This window comes from Streptomyces alboniger, assembly GCF_008704395.1.
Classification (GTDB): domain Bacteria; phylum Actinomycetota; class Actinomycetes; order Streptomycetales; family Streptomycetaceae; genus Streptomyces; species Streptomyces alboniger.
The window spans coordinates 13391-32697 of record NZ_CP023695.1; the positions used below are offsets into that span (position 1 = coordinate 13391).

Annotated in this window: 13 protein-coding genes and 1 pseudogene; 9 read left to right on the top strand and 5 right to left on the bottom strand. The window is 67.7% G+C overall.

The features are described 5' to 3' along the window. Positions 1-38: 38 nt before the first annotated feature. The 6 genes from CP975_RS35305 (at position 39) to CP975_RS35545 (ending at position 6005) form a co-directional block, all read left to right on the top strand. On the top strand, positions 39-1091 hold the full coding sequence (locus CP975_RS35305; protein WP_199783131.1) for a hypothetical protein: 1053 nt from the start codon (positions 39-41) through the stop codon (positions 1089-1091). After that, positions 1091-1525 carry a site-specific integrase gene (locus CP975_RS35310; RefSeq protein WP_199783130.1) on the top strand — a complete coding sequence of 145 codons (435 nt, stop codon included), beginning with the start codon at positions 1091-1093 and terminating at the stop codon, positions 1523-1525. Before CP975_RS35305 ends, CP975_RS35310 begins: the two co-directional genes overlap by 1 nt. Continuing rightward, complete coding sequence (locus tag CP975_RS00080) at positions 1525-3447, top strand: hypothetical protein (RefSeq protein WP_070321267.1); 1923 nt, start codon at positions 1525-1527, stop codon at positions 3445-3447. The genes CP975_RS35310 and CP975_RS00080 overlap by 1 nt, the downstream gene beginning before the upstream one ends. Next, positions 3444-4277, top strand: a complete 834-nt coding sequence (locus CP975_RS35315) for a hypothetical protein (RefSeq protein WP_199783129.1) — start codon at positions 3444-3446, stop codon at positions 4275-4277. The genes CP975_RS00080 and CP975_RS35315 overlap by 4 nt, the downstream gene beginning before the upstream one ends. A gap of 248 nt (positions 4278-4525) precedes the next feature. Further along, a complete protein-coding gene (locus tag CP975_RS35320) occupies positions 4526-5554 on the top strand; it encodes a hypothetical protein (protein ID WP_199783128.1) in 1029 nt (342 codons plus the stop codon). A 160-nt stretch (positions 5555-5714) separates the two neighbouring features. Then, complete coding sequence (locus CP975_RS35545) at positions 5715-6005, top strand: hypothetical protein (protein WP_246201347.1); 291 nt, start codon at positions 5715-5717, stop codon at positions 6003-6005. A gap of 61 nt (positions 6006-6066) precedes the next feature. On the opposite strand, the pseudogene CP975_RS00095 reads toward CP975_RS35545, so the two are convergent. The 4 genes and pseudogenes from CP975_RS00095 to CP975_RS34865 all read right to left on the bottom strand — a co-directional run bounded on the left by CP975_RS00095 (position 6067) and on the right by CP975_RS34865 (position 11025). Beyond that, a pseudogene (locus tag CP975_RS00095) lies at positions 6067-6871 on the bottom strand (IS5 family transposase). A gap of 774 nt (positions 6872-7645) precedes the next feature. Then, positions 7646-9430, bottom strand: a complete 1785-nt coding sequence (locus tag CP975_RS00110) for an Hsp70 family protein (protein ID WP_055533894.1) — start codon at positions 9428-9430, stop codon at positions 7646-7648. A gap of 1 nt (position 9431) precedes the next feature. Next, positions 9432-10721 (bottom strand): KAP family P-loop NTPase fold protein, encoded by a 1290-nt coding sequence (locus CP975_RS00115; protein ID WP_055533892.1) that lies wholly within the window; start codon positions 10719-10721, stop codon positions 9432-9434. Positions 10722-10851: 130 nt separating this feature from the next. Beyond that, positions 10852-11025: a hypothetical protein gene (locus tag CP975_RS34865; protein ID WP_167532641.1), complete on the bottom strand. Its 174-nt coding sequence runs from the start codon at positions 11023-11025 to the stop codon at positions 10852-10854. 181 nt (positions 11026-11206) lie between these two features. Between CP975_RS34865 and CP975_RS00120 the strand changes: the two genes are divergently transcribed. Both CP975_RS00120 and CP975_RS36465 read left to right on the top strand, forming a co-directional pair. After that, positions 11207-14002, top strand: coding sequence for a helix-turn-helix transcriptional regulator (locus CP975_RS00120; protein WP_055533890.1), 2796 nt, complete (start codon positions 11207-11209; stop codon positions 14000-14002). A 211-nt stretch (positions 14003-14213) separates the two neighbouring features. Beyond that, positions 14214-15286 (top strand): IS630 family transposase gene (locus CP975_RS36465; protein WP_425474216.1). Its coding sequence is split into 2 segments (ribosomal slippage): positions 14214-14660 and positions 14663-15286, totalling 1071 coding nucleotides; the frame shifts between segments, so codons are not numbered across the junction. A gap of 19 nt (positions 15287-15305) precedes the next feature. Here CP975_RS36465 and CP975_RS00135 read toward each other — a convergent pair. Then, the gene (locus CP975_RS00135) at positions 15306-16802 is read right to left on the bottom strand and encodes an NAD(P)/FAD-dependent oxidoreductase (protein WP_167532642.1); all 1497 of its coding nucleotides are present in this window, start codon (positions 16800-16802) and stop codon (positions 15306-15308) included. Positions 16803-17724: 922 nt separating this feature from the next. Here CP975_RS00135 and CP975_RS00145 point away from each other — a divergent pair. Continuing rightward, positions 17725-19197 carry an MFS transporter gene (locus CP975_RS00145; RefSeq protein ID WP_055533882.1) on the top strand — a complete coding sequence of 491 codons (1473 nt, stop codon included), beginning with the start codon at positions 17725-17727 and terminating at the stop codon, positions 19195-19197. Positions 19198-19307 lie beyond the last annotated feature (110 nt).

Genomic DNA, 19307 nt, shown 5'->3' on the forward strand with positions numbered 1-19307 from the left:
GCCGATGGCACAACCGCAACCGCCCGGACAAACCGCCGGTGGACTTCGAATCGTGGGTACTGGAGCAGTCACCGTTCGATGGCTACGGTTCCTGCCCGGTCGCCAGCTGCAGCGGCCTGGCGGCAAGCCCACTGAAGCTGTGCCGCTGGCACGAGCTGTTCTACCAGCGCGAAGGCCGACCCGGAGGTGCCGTTCTGCCCGAGAAGTGGGCGCGCTACTACGAGGTCTACGGCAAGCCGGTGCCCGTCACCTACGCGGACCGGCGGCAGTTCGACCAGTGGTCTCGCACGGCCCGCTCGGAGACCCTGCACGGACAGTTGAACCTACGCGGGCTTCGGCCGCTGATGAAGGCCGAAATTCAGTGGGGCCTGTTCAAGCACACCGAGGGTGATCGGGCCCGCTGGCCGCTGCCCTGGGTTCAAGACCTGGTCAACTTCTGCCGGGACCGGGACCTCGGCTCGCTGGCCGACATGGACGTCAACCAATGCACGCACTTCACGCAGATGATCGCGCGGGAGACCCTCAACGAGCTCCGGCTGATCTACTTCACCCCGGAGACCACCCGTGAGGCTGGCTTCATCGAGACCGACCACTTCGGGATCCGTTTCCCCGGCCGGATCAGCCACTACGACCTCACCGGCGTGTCCCAGCGCTGGCTCCGCGACGTCCTCTGGGACTACCTCGCCGCGATCCTGCGGTCACCGAAGTGCCCTCGGACCGGCGCCACCTTCGACCACGCCCGCCGCGGCATTGTCTCCCTGAGCGCCTTCCTCGAAGCCGACGCCCGCGAAGGCGGTCACGATCCCAACCTCCTGCAGGCCAAGCACATGGAAACGGCCTGGAACCGTATCTGCTGTTGGAACGACCCGAACAGGCGGCGCTCTCGGCCCGGCTGCTGGAACGACGCCACCGTGACCTGTTCCTCGTCTCCCGAGTCGACCATGAAGCGGACCTGCTGTACGGGCGGCTCGACGGCATGGACCGGGTCTTCACCATGTCTGCGATGGAGCCAGAAAAGCGGCGAATCGCAGTGCAGGAGACGGACATTGGGCTTGAAGCACTCACGGTGTTCATCTGCCGGGGTGGGCTGATGCCCGGTGCGGACTCCTGGAAGCGCTACCGGCACGCCGCATGGCGGCGCATGGTGGCCTTGGCGGATGAGGCGACACCGATGCTGCCGCGCAAGAGGTGGCGCTGGCACGATCTCCGCCACACCTACGCGCTGCAGCTCTTGTCCTATCTCGAGCGCCAAATGGACGGTGAGGAGCCGGATGCCGTCGCCCGCCGGCGACGCCACCGGTCCTACCTGACCAGTCACATCCGGCTGAACCCGTTGCTGATCGTCAGCCGCCGGTTGGGGCACTCCAACCCGGCCACCACATACGAATACCTGCAATACACCGACGACCGGCTCAACGACTTCGACGCCGCGTTTAAGGGATGGGTCGGAGAGCTGGGCAGCGAGGCAACCTACGCGCAGATGGCCTCCCGCGCGCTCGGCATGACGAAGGAGGAGGCCAGCTGATGCCACGTCGAGGAGAATTCCGCCGCGACTTTCCCGATGCTGGCCCCGATCCGGCGCCGGTGGCCGACAGGATCGGCGAGCGTATGGTCCGCACTACTAGCGCGACCAAGCGCAACCTGACCAACCGGGTTCTCCCGTCTGCCTACGCATGTTCGCAACTGGCGGCCGAACTCGCCGACGAGTGGGTCGAGTACGTCGAAGCCGCCGGGCTGACGGCGGGGACGGTCCAGTCCTACCAGCAGGCGATTTCGAGCCTGTGCGCGTCAGTAGACTTGCAGCTGGGCCAGGCTGCGTCCGGGGCGTCCTTGGGCCGGGACCAGCCGGACCTTGCGCGGGCGGTCGCGACGTGGGAGCGCACCCTGCCGTCCGGTTTCCCGGCCGGGTCGATGCGTCCGGCGATCCTGTCGGGGGCGATCCGGGTGCTGGTGAGGCGGCGGGCGGAGCATCCGGAGCGGACGGTGGCAGCCCGGGTGACCGCGCTCGCCAAGGCTGGCAGCGGGGTCCCTGCAGGAGAATACGAGGAGCTCGACGAGTTCAGCTGGGAAGAGAAACAGGCCATGGTCCGCACGGCCTGGACGGCCGTGGTCGCGCTGGAGAAGCGGCTAGCGGCCGGGTGGGAGCGGGCTGGGCGTGGCCAGCACCCGCAGCAGGGCTCCTGGACGGGCATCGACGATCTTCTTTGGGGGCTGGCCCACGGTGAGATCACACCGGCCCGCATTAGCGAAGTTCTTCCGCCGCCACGGTTCTGGCCGGAGCAACTGCGCAAGTGCATCCGTAGGCCAGACGGCACCATGCCCCACACGGCAAGGACGGTCCTGACCCGATGGCTGGTCGCTCAGCTCTGGCCGACCACCATGGACCTGCATGCCTTCCGCGTTCTGCTCGTTGATGCCACCGGCCACCCGCCCGAGGAGGTCAGCCAACTCACCGAGGAAGGAGTTGAATTCACCCCCGGTGGGGTACGGCTGACGCTGGTGCGCAAGCGCGCGAAGCGCCGCTACTACCGCGCTTTCAAAGACGTGTCGCTCGAGCTGGCCGACGTGATCGAGACCAAGACGTTCAAGGACCAGCCCCGCCGTGAGCCCGGTGCGATCGCCCGCCGTCTGATGCAGGTGACCGAGCGGACCCGGGAACTGGCACATGAACCGGACCGAAAGCTCTTCGTTCGCGCGGTGGTCGACGTGGACCGGGAGCTGAAGTTCTGTGAGTGGAACCCGGAAGCTCCACTCGTCCGCTTCAGCACCTGGCTGAAGGCACACGGGGTCACCGTCGAGGGCAAGACCGACATCAGACGGCTGCGCAAGTCGACCAAAGTGGAGCGGGTCGTTACCTCCGGCGGTCACATCAGCGAGGCGGCTAACGACCACCACGAACAGACGTTCAAGAGCCACTATGCCCAGGGCACGACACTGCGGGTGATCTCCGGAGAGGTCATCAACTCTGCCCAGGAGCACTGGCTCAAGCAAGCCGTCGAAGGCCCGACCGTCGTCACGCAGTCGGCCGTCAGCGAGGACTCGACACAGCTACAGGAAATCGGCCTGAGCAAACAGGAAGCAGCTGACCTGATCCAGGGCGAACTGGATATGGGGGTCACCCACTGCAAGAACCCCTACGACTCGCCCTACAGCCCGACCGGAGAGTTGTGCGCGGTGGCCCCCCTGCGCTGCCTGGAGTGCCGCAATGCCTGGGTTCTGCCCAGCCAGCTGCCCCAGCTCCTGCTCTTCTCCGATCATCTTGAGCGGATGCGGAACCGGCTCTCCCCACCGCGGTTCACCGCGATCTGGGGCCAGTCCTATACGAACCTCCAGGCCGTCATCACGGACCGATCAGACGAAGGGATTCGCCTGGCCCGGAAGCACATCGACGATGGCGGCATCGCCCTGGACCTGCCCCTTTCCGCACACGTGGAGTTCGACGGATGACTACCCCTATCGCCAGCCCGCTGCCGACGTCGCTCTTCAGGGAAGACGAGCCAGTCATCCAGGGCCACTCACTACTGCAGTGCGCCACGGTCCCGCTGTTTGGCCAGATCGACGTATGGGACTTCAACGGCGTCGTACGCCGCAACGCTAACCTCACCGAAGGAGAATGGAAGATCTTTTTCTCCTCGGGGCTCACGCGCCCAGAGTGGAACCTGACTGCACGTGAGATCGCCATGATCATGGCCAACCCGCGGTACGAGGCCCCGATCGACGCCGGTGTCCATCTCGCGCCCGAACCCTTCGATTTGAAGACTGGAATCCGTGCTGTCTCGGCCCTGCGCAACGTGGTCCGGTGGGCGGAGAAGAACGGGCTGCCTCCGCAGTTGGGGGCTTGGGGGGATGTAGAGCTGAGGCGGTTCATCAATCACCTACGGGACAAGGGTAGCAAACCAGGCACATTGATGAACTATGTGAACTTCCTCAAGCGTCTCCACGAGGTCGGCCCGGCCCTCAGCATGGGTGGCCCACTCGTCGATCCGTGGAAGGGAATGAGTGCCCGCAAGGCAGCCAAGTACGTGGCCACCGATGAGCTTTCCACACCTGCCGTCCCCCCGGAGATCTGGTTCCCGCTGGTCAGGGCTGCCTGGATCTACGTGCACTCTTTCGCCCCGGACGTCCTGCGTGCTCTAGCCCGCTACCAGGAACTCCGCGGCTGCCTACGGCCGTCGGGACTCGAACCCGGAGAGATCGATGAACAGCTGGATGTCTATCTCGCCGAGCCGGAGAGCCGTATCCCTCTGCACGCTCCCGCTGCCCATGCAGGGGCGTAAAGGGGCACACGACACGAGGGCGTCAATTGGAATCTGCTGTCCCTGTTCATCCGCCTCGGTCCTCAAAAGGGGGCGCCTTCAGCGACGGGTCTGCCGTGGGGCGGCGACGCCGCGAGAGAGTCCTGGCAGCACTCGAGGCCGGCCACCGCACGACGACCGGCCTCATTGATAACCTGATCCAGGTGGATCGGCCGGACGGCAGCAGGGGCCCGTGGCACCCCGGGCTGGACCCTTGGGCTCTGACGCGAATGCTGTTCAAGCTACGGGATGCCTCGTTCTGTTTGGTCGTGGCTTTGTCGATGATGCGGGACAGTGAGATCCACGAGATCCGCCGCGGTGCGGTGGTCCAGCACTACAACGCTCCCGCGATTGCTTCGACCTTGGTCAAGGGGCGCTCCGGTCGCCCGGGCAAGCACTGGTGGATTACGGAGCCGGTCGCCGAGGCCATTGCCGTAGCTGAAGCCCTCTCGGTCCGCCATGAACGGGTATTCGCGCCGCTGAAACGGCCCAGGAGCACCGAGACTGTGCACTCAAGCCAGATGATCGACTCTTTCATCGAGACCGTGAACGACGACCGGGCCTGGACCGGGTTGGCTGAGATCCCAGCAGGCAGGGCCCGACCTCACATGTTCCGCCACGCGATGGCGATGCTCACCGACCAGTTCCCTGGATCCGAGATCGCACTCGGGTTACAGCTCAAGCACGTGGCGGCTCGAGCTCTAGCGAACCGCTCGACGCAGGCTTACGCCGCCGCGGACACCAGGTGGGCAGAGTTGCTAGAGACCGCTCTGGACGCCGTGCGCTTCCGGCGTTTCAAAGAGCTCTACGGCTCGCACAAGGATGGTGAACCGATCGGCTATGGGCCCGGAGCGGAACGGGTCAAGGACGCTTTCGACGAGGTCACCGCCACCGTCCAAGCCAAGAACGGCGACTCGAGGATGGAGGAAGACTTGTTGCGTAAGCTCCGCATCACCATCCGGTTCGGCATGCTCAACAACTGTCTGTTCGATCAAGCCAACCCAGTCGGCGCGGTCTGTCTGGAGAACGCCACAGTTCCCAAGGGGCACAACGGACCGCTCGAATACCGCTGCCGACCCGACCGCTGCCGTAACAGCATGATCGGAGTCGAACACGTTGCGATCCACGACGCCCACCGGAGAACACAGCTGAAACCGCTGGAAACGCGGCGACTGCCCGCACCGCGCAAGGACCTGATCCGCCGCGAGATCGAACGGGTCGATGCCATCTTGGCCCAGGTCCCTGAGGAGAAGGCATGACTGGCCCGGCAGAGCGCACACTCACCCCTGACGGCGTCACCGAGGAGACCGCCAAGGCGTTACGGTCCGCCATGCAGAGGCTGTTCGCCGGCAAGCCCCAGCGGACGGACGCCTGACAAAGCAGAACCTCTGGCGCGAAGCCGGGATCAGTCGGGCCACCATGAACCGGGCGCACACCATCCTCGCTGAGTGGGACGCTCATGTTGCCAAACACGGCACCGCGACGCGGGGCGAGGCCCGCCGGGACGAAGAGATCAGCGAACTCAAGCGCAAACTCGCTGGCAAGACCCGTGAATGCACCGCCCTTCAGCGCCGTCTGGAGGCTGCTGCCACGGCCATCGCGGCCCTTCATCACGACAACACTCTCCTGAGGGAGGACCTCGCTCGCAGCGGCGGCAGCGTGATCCCCTTGCACCGCCAGCGAGGCCCCGGCCAGGACCAGGAGGTGTGACATCACCGAAGGCGCAAGTTGCCTCCGGCCTCGTAGCTAGTGGGTGTCTGAGAAGCCCCTTTCAGGGCAGGGTTCTTGCGGAGCGCTGCAGCAAGAGCATGATCGTGGCGAAGTAGATCGCGTTCTCCTGGCTCGCGGCCAAGTACTCGTAGTCCTTCGAGAGTTGCCGGTAGCGGCCGAGCCAGGCGAAACTCCGCTCGATCACCCAGCGCCGTGGCACCTCGCGTGGCGGGGCGTCGGCCTTGGCCCAGGTGCCGCGGAAGCCGCCGTCCTTGCGTTGTACAACCTGGACAGTGATGCCGGTCTCCTCGCGAACCCAGGCCAGGAACTCTCGGCCGCGATAGCCCTAGTCAGCCCATAGATGCTGCAGGCGTGGGAACTTGTGGGCGCACCGGGCCAGTCCCGGTCGCTGACGTTGGCAGGGCTGACGCAGACCGCCAGGACGAGGGTGTCGACCAGGAGGTGTCGCTTGATGCCCAGTACCTTCTTGCCGCCGTCGTAACCGTGCCAGCCGCCGCGCTCGGTGGCCTTGACGCTCTGGCTGTCCACCACACCGGCACTCGGCGTCGGATCACGTCCCTGGCCAGTGCGTTCCCGTGCCCGCAGGGCATCGAGAACCCCCTCCCAGCGGTCCTCGATACGCCACTTCCGGCAGTAGTGGTAGACGGTCTGGTAGGGGGGAAGTCGTGCGGCAGCAGCCTCCAGGCACAGTCGGCCCGCGCCCAGTACGCGAGGGCGTCGATGATCTCCCGGCGTTCGTGCTTCGGTGGCCGTCCACCCGGTTTCGGCGGCGGCACAAGTGGCGCCAGCACCGCCCACTCCGCGTCGGTCAGATCCGTCGGATACGCAAGTCGTCCGCTGGTCATCCCGGCCTCCACCAGCGCAGGAACTACCAACTCGCCCGCCCTGAATCGGGCTTCTCAGACACCCACTACCGAGCTTGAACTCGTGAAGTCGTTGGGGTGAGGAATAGTCCGGTTCCGGCGAGGCATCTGTCGATGAGGTGGGCGCGGTACCAGGGGCATTGCGTGATTGGGATTGGTCCGGTTCGCCGGTCTCGTGAGTGACGTAATGTCATGTCCGTTGTGCGTCAGGGGACTCCGGAGAGCGGGGCAGGCACGGTGCTGGTGACCATGTGGTTGTCGAGACCCATGAGAACCGAGCGAGACCGTGCCTGCCCAAACACCATCGCCCATCCCTTCCGCACTGGGGCAACTGGGCTCCCCGACTGATCCCCTCACCGCAAGCGATGTCGCTGACCTGCGGCGTTTCCTGATTCTGGTCGCCAATCCCCGCGATGCGCGAGGACTGCGGTATCCGGCCCTCGCGTTGCTGTGCGCAGCCGCCTCGGCGGTGCTGACCGGGGCTCGCTTGCTCATCGCGATCAGCGGGCCGGTGCCCGCAGCGCGGGCGTCGGGCCAGGGCGGTCGCCACGGGCCGCGGACTGGAAGTCGGCGCAGACGACCAGGAGGGCCGTGCGGTCGGCGCCGTTGTCTGAGCCGGGTGCGCCGGGGGAGTGGCGCCGTCGGGGGCTCGGCCGGGTTCATCCGGCCGAGCCCTCCGCACGGGCGGCGACCAGCAGGCGCGGCCGCTGCGGCCGGGCGGCTGCCGCGAGGGCCGGCCCACCCGCGACCGCCCGGTCAGGGCAGGGCTGTGGCGGAGACGAAGCGCTCCACCTCCTGGGCGCGGCGATCCATCTGCGCGGTGATCCGGTCGGCCACCTGGGCGACAACGCCGGTCACCTCGGCGGGGTCGAGTTCCGCCTTCTCCAGCGTCGTGCGGATGAGCGTGCGGGCGCCGGTCAGTGCGGCGTGAGGGAGCCCCAGCCCGATGGCGACCGCGGCTCCCGCGACGCCGATCTTCCTGGACCACTTCGCGCCCGCCGTCGCGAACCGCAGCGCGTAGAAGCCGACGCTTCCCAGGCTCGCGTAGGCTTCGAGCACGCCCTGAGCGGCGCGCAGCGTCCGCCACTTGGGGCGGATCCGTGCGCCGATGGCGGTGCCGATGACCCCGGGCAGGACGATGTCCAGGGCGAACTGGTCGTCCCGGATGTCGTACGAGCGGCAGATGCCCAGGGCCATGGGGGTCAGCTCGGCGTTGAGCCGTATCTGCAGGCGGGCCAGGACCTCGTCCATCCCGGTCAGCCGGTGGATGAGCGCGTCGATGTCCTGTTCGTCCTGTTCGTCGACGGGCCCCGCCTCGGCTTTTTCCAGCAGGCGGGTCAGCAGGATGCTCCTGGCCTGGTCGAACGCGTCGAGCAGGCCCGTACGAATCCTGTCCTCGAACTCCGGCCGGTCCTTGAGCGCCAGGATGTCGTGCCGGAACCGGGCCACGTTGACGCGGTGACGTCCGACGCTGGCAAGTCCCCGGGTCACGGCGAGGGACGGTGCCTCGTCATGCTCGACGGACGCGTTCGGGAACGCTTTCAGGCACAGTTCGCGTACCACGGGCATGCGCGAACCGCCGCCGGTGAGCACGACCAGCTCGGGTTCCGCCGAGCCGAGCGCGTCGCGCACCCCTGTCAGGACGTTCGAGAAGCGCTCCGCCCAGCCACCAGGGGCACGGACCACACGCAGCGGGATGTCCACTCCTCTGAGCCAGCCGAAGGACGGGTTCATGAAGGGGACGAAGCGGGTGTCGCACCCGGCCTGGAGATCCTGGAGGCGCACATCGTCCCTCGTGAACTGCGCCTCCTTGGCCCAGCGACACAGCAGGCGCAACGTCTCCTCCGCGCCGTCCTGATCGAGAGCCTCCGTGAACGCCTTGTCTCCCGCGAACGCCTGCCGCACCATCCCGGCCAGCCTGTCGTCGATCACTCGGCAGCCCAGGTCGGAGCCTAGCGGAAGATTGCGCGGGATCAGGTCTTCGACGAACGTGAAGTCGGTCGTGGACGATCCGATGTCGACGACCAGTACCCGGTCGAGACCGCGTGTGTCGCGTTCGATCCTTCGGTCCCGGACGTGGACCAGGGCGGACTGAGACTCGGCTACGAGACGTACGGGCAGATTCGTCGACGAGAGATGCCGGCGGTACGCCGCCACGGACACGGCGTCCCAGCCCGTGGGATGGCCCACGTACACCATGCAGTCCCTCCGGACCTCCGGGTGCTCGGAGAAGAACTCGGTGAGGAGGATCCGGGCGAACCGCACGGCGTCGGGGGGATTCAGGGTGTCCGGGTCGGGGCGGTTCTTGAAGTTGACGCTGAAGTGCAGGACGTTCCGCGTCAGTACGGCCGCCTCACCGATGAGGTGCCGGTAATCCCCCTGATCCAGGCGTTCGCGGCCCAGGGCCGTCAGGATCGCGGCGCCCTTGGTCCCCCTGTTGTACACGCGTGCTTCACCACGACCACGGGTCTCCAGCCAGCACAGGGAGCTCTCCCCGTCACCGATGTCCAGGCCGACGGCGTACCGTACGTCGGGTTCCATATCACTCTCCACGCGTCATCACCTCGTCAGGGGCCGCTCCGCCGCTCACCGTCAGCACTTCGGTCAGAAGCCTGATCACGGCGGGCGTCGGCGGCGGGGGGAAATCGGCGCCCGTGCGCCGCGAGGACACGGCGGCGATCAGCCGCCGTGCACCGGGGTTGTTCCTGGCGAGCTCCGCGTCCCCGCCGCCGAGTTCGGACTTGGCGAACTCGGCCTCGTCGAACCGCGCCCAGACGCCCGGATCGTTCTGCAGGGCGGTGAAGAAGTCCGGGTGCTTGATCTGGAAGGCAAGCAGCGTGCCCGCGTGCAGCAGCCGTTCGTGCCCCGGGGCGTCGCTGTGCTGGTGCAGGGTCAGGGCCGCGTGGTTCAGGCCGTTGACGAAGCGGCGCACCCGTCGCGGGTTGGCCGCGAAAGCGACCTCGATGAGCTCCCACAGCTCCCGCGACCCCGTCAACGCGAGCGCGGTGACCCGGTCGTGCAGATTCCGGTGCAGGGCTTCGAAGGGCACTCCGGGCAGATGGAACGGGAAGTGGATCAGCTTCTCCAGATACTGTCGCCCGCGTACGCCGTCCGTGTGTTCGTTGTCGAAACGTTTGGCGGCCGCCTCGGCGACGATCTGGTAGTCCATGGCCAGGACGAAGACACAGGACCCGTCTCCCAGGAAGAGCTTCAGGGAGTCGAGCACGGTGATCGCGGCTTCCGGCGTGCAGCGGTCCAGGTCGTCGATGAACAGGACGAGTTGGCCACCGTCGGTGTACGTGTCGACGACGTCCCTGAAGTCCTGCTCGAAGCGGTTGACGTGCAGGTATGTGTCCATTCCGGGTGCGGTGAGAGCGGTCTGCACGGCATCGATATCCTCGGGGGCCAGCAGTCCTGCCGTGAGAGGGCCGGCGGCTCGGCGGGCGAGCAGCCAGGCCGCCGCCCGACTGAGTTTCCTGACGGTGTCCAGGGCCGGCGTCAGCCGGTCCCGCAGCGTCTCCTCGCCGGACTGCCGTCGCTTCTCGAGGTCGTGGGCGATCTCAGCCAGCACGGTCTGGATGAGGGCGTGCCAGATCTCGTCCTTCTGGTCGTACTTCCACGGGTTGAACCAGACCGTCCTGACGTCGTGTGCCTTGAGCAATCCCTCGCACACCTTCATGAAACTCGACTTTCCCATCCCCCAGGGGCCGAAGACGCCGATGGTGAGTGGCAGGTCGTCGGCAGCGGATATCGCGTCGCAGAGGATTTTGGCGTGGGTGCCGAAACCGTATCGGTCTGCTTCCGGCCCTGCGATCGGATTGTCGGACAACATGGTGCCTCCTCGGTCGTTCCCGGGCAGCGGACGGTGGCTGCCGGGGCGGGCGTCATGAACGGTGGGCACCGGCCCGGGGCGGGGTATCCCAGGCCGGTGTCCTCAGGCCCACCGCAGGACGGCGCCCCTGTCACTTGCCGATCGCTCGCCAGACGCCCCGGCCCACGAGCCACGCCAGCTGGGTGGCCGCCGCGACGGTTCCGCTGGCATCCCCGAATGGACGGACGTCGTTGATCAGCTGGCCGGTGACCGTCGGCACGGGCGGCGGGGGCGGGGCCATCTGCCCCGTGTACAGGTTGCTCATCGCGATCCCCTTCTCTTTTTCCGGCCCGGGCGGGCTGGAGAAGGACAACTCTGGCGCGATGAGCCGACCGAGGGATATCGGTAAATTCCCTAGTCTCCGCCGCAGCCGCCGTCGAGCGCCCACAATGGAGACAGGTGCTCGCGCGTCAGCACCGTCGGCCGTCGCTTTCCAGGGGGTTGCCATGACGCCTGGCCGTGAACAGCACGGGCTGCTGTCACGTGGCGAGGAGAAAGACCGGTTACTGCTGCTCCTCTCCGACGCGCGGCAAGGCCGCAGCGGGCTCCTCGTGCTGCGCGGCGAACCCGGGATCGGCAAAACCGCGCTCCTGGAAGAGGCGGTAACCGAGGCCGTGACTGTGGGAATGCGGGTTCTCAGGGCGACGGGAATCGAGATGGAGGCGGAACTCGCCTTCGCCGGCCTCAGTGAACTCATCCGCCCCGTACAGGGTCTGGTGGGTGGCCTGCCGGAGGTTCAGGCGCGCGCTCTGCGTGTCGCCCTGTCACTGGAGGACGGGGAGGCGCCGGACCGGCTGACCCTGGGAGCCGCCGTGGTGACGCTGCTCACCGATGCCGCGGCGGCGGCACCCGTGCTGGTCACGGTGGACGACGCGCACTGGATGGACGAGACGAGCGCCCAGGCGCTGCTCTTCGCCTTCCGGCGTATGCAGGCCGAGGGCATTGCCGTGCTGGTCACCGCACGGGACGCCGAGCGGTGCGCCTTCACCGAGGCGAACGCGAACCTTCCGACGCTGAGACTCACCGGTCTGACGCCCGCTGACGCGGCCGCGCTGGTGAAGCGGTCCGTTCACGCGGCCGTCGACCCCGACACGATCGGGAAGCTGTACCGGGAGACCGCCGGCAACCCACTCGCCCTGCTGGAGGCGGCGCCGACTCTGCGTGCTTCCCGATGGGTCACACAGGAACCGGAGAGCCCCCTGCCGGTGGGCCCGCGACTCACTGCCGCCTACGCCTCCCGACTGGCGGCGCTGCCCGAACCGGGTCGCCGGGCGGTGACCGTCGCGGCGGCCGCCTTCACCGAGGAGGCCGACGTTCTCATCCGAGCACTCGACGCCCTCGCCCTCGACGCCGCGATCCTGCGGACACTCGAATCCGCGGGGATGATCAGCTTGGCCGGGAACGCCGTCCGGTTCGCGCATCCACTGTTGCGGGCGGCCGCCTACCACAGGGCGACTCCGCAGCTGCGGCGCGAAGCGCACCGCGTCCTGGCCGGCGCGCTCTCCGAACGCGACGGCCCGGTCGACCGTGACCAGCGCAGCTGGCATCTCGCCGCCGCAGCGGACGGCCCCGACGCGGCGGCGGCGACCGCTCTGACGGAGACCGCCGCCCGCGCCCGCTCCCGTGGCGCCCTACCGGCCGCGCTCCGCGCCTACGCGCGTGCCGCTGAACTCACGTCCTCGCCGACCGCTCAGGGGCGCTGCCTCCTGGCCGCCGCCGAGGTGGCCCAGCTCGCCGGCCGAGGGGACGAGGCGTTGAGACTGGCCGGGGCGGCGTCGGACGCCACGGATGATGTCGCCGTGTTCAACGGCGCGTTGGGACTGCGCAGTCAGGTCCTGCTCCTGCGCCGCCAACCGCGGGAGGTGCACGACGAACTGGCGGACTCGGCGGAGGGGCTGGACCCGGCCGCGGCCGTGCCTCTGCTGGTGGCCGCCACCGGAGCCGCGTGTATGGGCGGCGCCGTCCTCCAGGCCCGTGCGACGGCGGACCGGGCGTGCGCCGCGGCCGGTCACCACCGGAACGGCGACCTCGGCCACTCCGCGGTCGTCCTGCGGGCCCATACAATGATGCTCGCCGGCGAGCGCGGCGACGCCGCCGCCGTGCTCCGTTCCTGCGAGGGATTCCTCACCGGGATGGATCCGCTCTCCATCGGCATCGAGGTGACGAGCTTCTCCTCCATGGACCTCATGTGGCTCGAGCGGTTTCAGGCGGCGCGAACCCTGCTGGAGCGGGCGGTTCGGCGCGCACGCAAGTTCGGCGCTTGCGAGCGGCTCGCCCCGTTTCTGACCGTTCTGGCCGAAACGCAGATGCGTACCGGTTACTGGGACGAGGCCTGCGCCCTGGCGAGTGAGGGAGGCATGCTCGCCGAGGAGACCGAGCAGCCCGTACTCCAGGCCTACGCCCTTTCCGTACTGGCCCGGATCGAGGCCGCCCGAGGACAATCCGCGCAGTGCGTCGAGCACGCCCACCGATTTCGCGTGCTCCTCGACGGCACGGGCGCAGAACTCGTCAGCCCTTATATCGAAGCCGCACTCGGCCTGCTCGAACTGAGTACCGGTAAAGCAGCTGAGGCCGCCGCACGCCTGACCGATCTGCAGCAGCGCGTGCTGCGATCAGGGTTGGCGGAACCCACGGTGCTGCAGCACCAGCCCGACCTCGTGGAAGCGGCGCTCGCTGCCGGTGACCCCTCCGCCGCGCAGGCGGCTTCGGCCGAACTGCTGCGGCAGGTACGGCAAGCGCCCTCCGTGTGGGGACAGGCGGTCAGTGAACGATGCCAGGGGTTGGTGCGGGCCGAGGAGGATACGCTGCGAAGGGCGACAGCGCACCACGAGCGCTTGCCGGACCCCTTCGCCAAGGCGCGCACCGATCTCGCGTACGGGCGACTGTTGCTCAGGACACGCCGGCGCGGTGCCGCCCGTCGCCCGCTCCTCGCCGCCCGGCAGGTGTTCGAGCGGCTCCGGGCCGACCCGTGGACCACCGCCGCCGAGGAGGAGCTTCGAGCAGCCGGAGCCAGAACCCCCGCCCGCCACGGTCGTGCCACGGCCCCGCTCACCGAGCGCGAGACCCAGGTGGCAGTCCTAGTCAGCAAAGGCCACACCACTCCTGAAGTGGCCGCCGCGTTGTTCCTGTCGCCCAAGACGGTAGAGTACCACCTCAGCCGGATCTTCGCCAAACTCTCCGTTCGCTCCCGCACCGAACTCGCCGGCCGGCTCAGTACCTTCCCCCAGGGCAACTTCTTATGACACGTCGTACGGTGCGCCGCCTGGACGAGCACCGGACCGTACGACGCCATACCCCGGGATCCGCCGTTTATTAGACACTCCCGTCACCGAAGCCGGAGGAACCTGGAGCCGATACGCCCCCGGCGACCACACACGGTGAGACCCTTACTGACCTTCAAATGGTGGTGTCGTGAGGGCTGACGGTTGTTGATCGTCGCGGTATGCCGGTGTCATGAGGTATGCGCAGGGTGGGGGCCTGACCGCGGAGCGGCGGGCGTTTCGTGAACGGTTGCGGCTGGAGGCCGCGGCAGGCTTCGTTCGTGGCGACGACAACGCGGCCATCGCCCGCCAGCTGCGGGTGCATCTGCGTTCGGTGCAGCGGTGGCGCCTGGCCTGGAGTCAAGGCGGGGAGCGGGCACTGGCCACGAAGGGTCCGGCCTCGTATCCGTTGTTGAGCGATGAGCTGTTCGCGGTGCTGGAGCGGGAGTTGGACAAGGGGCCAGTCGCGCATGGCTGGCCGGATCAGACCTGGACCCTGGCGCGGATCAAGACCCTGATCGGCCGTCGGTTCCATAAGACGTACACGGTGCAGGGGGTGGCCGCGCTACTCAAGCGGCACGGCTGGTCGGCCCAGGTGCCCGCGCGCCGTGCCGTCGAGCGCGACGAGGCAGCGGTGGCGGGCTGGGTGAAGGACACGTGGCCGCAGGTGGAAGCGCCGCGGCGGCGCTCGGGGCCTGGCTCGTGTTCGAAGACGAAGCCGGCTTTGCGATGACGCCGCCGACCAAGCACACCTGGGCCCGCCGCGGCCGCACCCCGGTCATCCGCGTCCGGGGCCGCTCGAGGCGGCGTCTGTCGATCGCCGCTCTGGCCTGCTACAAGCCCGAACACCGGTCCCGGCTGATCTACCGGCGCCGCATGGATGACGGCAACCGCGACGGCCGCAAGAGCTTCGCCTGGACCGACTACCGCGACCTGTTGCAGGCCGCACATGCCCAGCTCGGCGGCCCGATCGTCCTGGTCTGGGACAACCTCAACACCCACCTGGCCGCCGGGATGCGCACCTATATCGCCGCCCGGGACTGGCTGACCGTCTACCAACTCCCCTCCTACGCACCCGACCTGAACCCCGTCGAGGGGATCTGGTCGGTGCTGCGACGCACCTCGCAGGCCAACACCGCCTTCACCGACCCCGAGCACCTGATCCACAGCATCCGCAGCGGCCTCCACGATATCCAATACCGCAGCGATCTGATCGACGGCTGCCTCGCCGGGACCGGACTCACTCCGCCCAGCGGATCACCCTGACGACATCACGCTTTCAAGGTCAGTAACGCCGGGTACCAAGAGCGGGTTTCGCGGTCCCGTAGCGCTCACGTGCGGATCTGAAGTATGGGATGAGCAGGTCCAGGCCGCCTGCGGTCGCGTTGTTCAGGGCGTTCAGGACTTCGGGGAGCAGGGCGACGGGCTCGCCCAGACGGTCGTAGAGGCTTTTGGCCGTTTGCCGTTGGTGCTGAGTGAGGACTTCGGGATCGACGCAGTAGGGCAGATGGATGCCGACCTGGATCGCTGAATCGCGTTCGTATGCGACGAAGTTTTCGATGGCGCCGGCCATGGTCGTGGTTTCGATGGGGGGCCGTTCCGGGGCGAAGTGGTCAAAGTGCGGGTGAGTGACAGCACTGTCGAGGACGACATCGGCGATGTGCTGGGCGATAACGGGTGAGCTGTGGAGCCCGTCGCGGTAGGTCCCGGACGCGAAGACCAGTCCTGCGCACGCGGCGACCCTGCCCATCAGGGGCAGACCGTCGAGGGTGACGGGGCGTCGGCCGACCAGCCAGCGGTGGATGCGGGAGTAGGCCAGCCGTTGGTCGAGCTGCTCGCAGGCGTTTCGCAGCAGGTTGGAGGACACGCCGACCCCGGGCCCGACCGGCGGTAGGAAGGACAGGTTGTTCGTGGCACCGATGTATTCGTGTCCTTCATTGGCGAGCGGCACGAGATGGATTCCGCACGCCCCGGCGTGATTCGGCGTGCGCACCACATGGCTGAAGCCGGGCAAGTGTGTGCGTTGGGTCTGCACTGCCAACCCTGTGCCGTGCAGCATAGGAGGGATCAGCCCGCGGGGCAGCTGCTCGATGAAGCGCTGAGCGAGGCTGCCCGCCGCCACCACTACGGTATGCGCCGGCATTGCTTCACCGTCGGCCAGGCGGACTCCTTGGACCTGGCCATCAGCTGTGATGAGCTGTTCCACTGTGCTGGGGACGAGGCGGACGCCGTTGGCGGCGAGGGCCTTTTCGAGTAGAGCCAGGACCTCTCGTGCGTCGATAGCCCCTTCCCGGGGGATGTGCAGGGCACGCACGGGGCGTGCGTTCGCCTCGGGGCTGATGCCCTCGATCTCCTCGGGGGAGATTTCCTCGAACGGCTCCTCATACGCGGCCAGGGCGGAACGGATAGCGTGGAAATTGCGGATCGTCTCATCTCCGGCTGTGGCTCCGAGAATGATGAAGGTGCCTTCCCGCAACGAACGTGGCCTGCGTGTCTGCCGTGCAGCGTCGCAGAGTTTGCCCAACCAGGCGGGCCACGCGTCCAGGGCCGCCCTGGTGATGGCGAATTTCGCAGTGGTCGCCGGGTGGGCCAGCGTCGAAACGGTCGCTTCGCCAAATGCGTTGAGCATGGCCCCGGCCGCTACGGACGCGGCCCCTTCACGGGCGGGTGGTCCGATGACCGACACCCGCGGGCCGTTCTCGCGCTGAGACAGCTCGAAGGCGATGGACAGGCCAATGATGCCGTTGCCGACCACCACGACGTCACACGGGTCGTGCTCCACGGAAGCCTCCCTGAACAGGAGGGGCCACGAAACGCTCGTTACCCCTGCCACAAGGCAAGCCACGCGCCAGGGCTCCTGCACCTCGGGATACGCCGTCTGGTACTCGGTCCTCCGGTGGGACCTGCCTGTTGTCACGCCATGTCTGCGTCCGGACGCGGACACCGCTCCTGACCGGTGCTTCTGCCACACCTATGGCTACGGGAACAACAAGCATCTGATGATCCCCGGCTGCCCGTACTCCGTCAGCGCCGCGCTGGAGACCGAGTGGGCCTCGTGGACGGCAGTCCTGGATGCGGTCCGCCTCAAGCCCGGCGCTGACGTCGCCGCGGTCACTGCCGCGCAGATCAGCGAAGCGTCAGCGCGGTGCGACGGATGAGTAGCAGTACCCGGGTGAGTTCAGGAGCACCTACGACGTCGGGTGCTGAAGTACGCGGAGAGCCACGGGGCAGGAATCTTCTGCGAGGTCGGTGCGCTCACGGCGCGGCCGTTCAACCTCGGGTCACGTGACAGGCGGTCCGGCAAGCTGTCGCAGACAGGACAGTCACTGTCGGCACCATCGACGTTGGTCACGCCTGGTCAGAGCAAGGGAGAATGCGATTGGAGCTCCCGACCCAGAGGTTGTACCGTGGTTCAGTCCCTGCGCCGAGTGTCGGTGGCAGTGGCCGGACTTCCTGTTCCTTCTGTGTCGATCTTGGGGTGACGTCCTATTAACCAGGCCGTGTAGTCGTCCGTGTTCCCCGCGTGCTGTGTTGTCGCACGTGTCCGGGGGCGGACGTCGCGCTTGCCTGAGTTGCGTCACCCATCCCCGCAGTTTTCCTTCCCGGGTGCAGCTCTGCCGTCTGCCCCGGGCTTTGGTGTTTTCGGCCCCGGTGCGGCTGTCGGCAGGGCTCCCCGATTCCTTTAAATCAGGAGTTCTCCCGTCGTGTCTTCCTCCGCGCTCGGCAACGAGCCGCAGCACACCCAAACCCCACACCCAGCACCTCGCCGCCCGAAAATGGCCCTGGCAGCCTGGATCGCCCTCTTGGTGCTGCTGACCGCCGAGCTGATGAACATGCTCGACCAGTCGGTCGTCCTGACCGCCCTGCCCGCGATCCAGGAGTCGACCGGCGCCGGGCCGGTCGCGGTGCAGTGGCTGACCACCGCCTATTCCCTGCCCATCGCCGTCGGGCTGATCACCGGCGGACGGCTCGGTGACATCTACGGCCGCCGCAGGATCCTGCTCATCGGCACCGTCGTGTTCACCGCCGCCTCGCTGCTGTGCGGTCTGGCCACCGGCCCGGGCATGCTGATCGGCGCCCGCCTGCTCCAGGGCGCCGGCGTGGCCGTGATGATCCCGCAGGTCCTGGCGACCATGCACGTCACCTTCGAGGGCCACAACCGCAGCAAGGCGTTCGGCCTGTACGGGGCCGTCCTGGCCATCGCCAACGTCCTGGGCCCGGTCCTGGGAGGTGTGCTCACCCAGGCCGACCTGTTCGAGCTGTCCTGGCGGCCGATCTTCCTGGTCAATGTGCCCGTCGGGCTGGCCGTACTCCTCCTCGGACGCACATTCATCCCCGAATCGACCGTCCGCAAGGCCGACCGGCTCGACGTGGTCGGCATGCTGCTGTCCGGCCTAGCCATCGTCTTGATCCTCTTCCCGCTCACCGAGGGCCACGCCCACCGATGGCCGCTGTGGTGCTTCGTCATGCTCGCCGTCGGCGTCCTGGTCCTCGGTGTCTTCCTGCGCCACCAGCGGCGCAGGCAGGGCAACGCCCCGCTGGTGACCCTGCCCCTCTTCCGGATCAGGCAGTTCTCCGGGGGCATGGCCGCAGACCTGCTGCACGGCCTGCTGTGCGGCCTGTTCTTCATGACCTGGACGCTGTACCTGCAGCGCGGACTGGGCTTGAGCCCGCTTGAGGCAGCCGTGGCCTTCGTGCTGCTCTCCGTGGGAGAACTGGGCGGTGCGACGGTCGCGGCGAAGACCGCCGGACGTTTCGCCCGCCGTCTGCCGCAGGCCGGAGCCCTCATCGCGACCGCTGCGATGGTCACCTACGGGTTCCAGATCGGCAGCCATCAGGCCGACCTGACCCTTTGGGCGATGACCGCTCCGGTGGTCCTGATCGGCTTCGGTCTGGGCATGGTCTCTGGCCCGCTCATCGACTTGTCGCTGGCCAGGGTCCCGCACGAGGACGCCGGCTCGGCCTCGGGCCTGTTCAACACCGCCATCCACCTGGGCATCGCGCTAGGCACCGCGCTCACCGCCGTGGTGTTCTTCGCCATCACCGGCGGCTCTCCTGACGGCGCGGTCAACCGCGACGCGTTCGTCACCGTGCTGTGGTGGGTCAGCGGCCTCCTGGCCCTGATGTGGGCGCTGATGTTCTGCCTGCCCAAGCAGCCCGGCAACCAGAGCGACTGATCCATCCGTGGCCAAGATCCCCGACGGGTCGGGGATCTTGGCCACGTCGGCGCTTCTTCTCCTCACCCTTGCTCGTCAGCGGATCACTCAAAGTTCGATGGCACACGACC

Coding starts and splice junctions, on each gene's coding strand:
- CP975_RS00120 (WP_055533890.1), top strand. CDS start 11,207: ATGACGCCTGGCCGTGAACAGCACGGGCTGCTGTCACGTGGCGAGGAG.
- CP975_RS35545 (WP_246201347.1), top strand. CDS start 5,715: ATGAACCGGGCGCACACCATCCTCGCTGAGTGGGACGCTCATGTTGCC.
- CP975_RS00110 (WP_055533894.1), bottom strand. CDS start 9,430: ATGGAACCCGACGTACGGTACGCCGTCGGCCTGGACATCGGTGACGGG.
- CP975_RS34865 (WP_167532641.1), bottom strand. CDS start 11,025: ATGAGCAACCTGTACACGGGGCAGATGGCCCCGCCCCCGCCGCCCGTG.
- CP975_RS00080 (WP_070321267.1), top strand. CDS start 1,525: ATGCCACGTCGAGGAGAATTCCGCCGCGACTTTCCCGATGCTGGCCCC.
- CP975_RS35310 (WP_199783130.1), top strand. CDS start 1,091: ATGCCCGGTGCGGACTCCTGGAAGCGCTACCGGCACGCCGCATGGCGG.
- CP975_RS00115 (WP_055533892.1), bottom strand. CDS start 10,721: ATGTTGTCCGACAATCCGATCGCAGGGCCGGAAGCAGACCGATACGGT.
- CP975_RS35315 (WP_199783129.1), top strand. CDS start 3,444: ATGACTACCCCTATCGCCAGCCCGCTGCCGACGTCGCTCTTCAGGGAA.
- CP975_RS35320 (WP_199783128.1), top strand. CDS start 4,526: ATGCTGTTCAAGCTACGGGATGCCTCGTTCTGTTTGGTCGTGGCTTTG.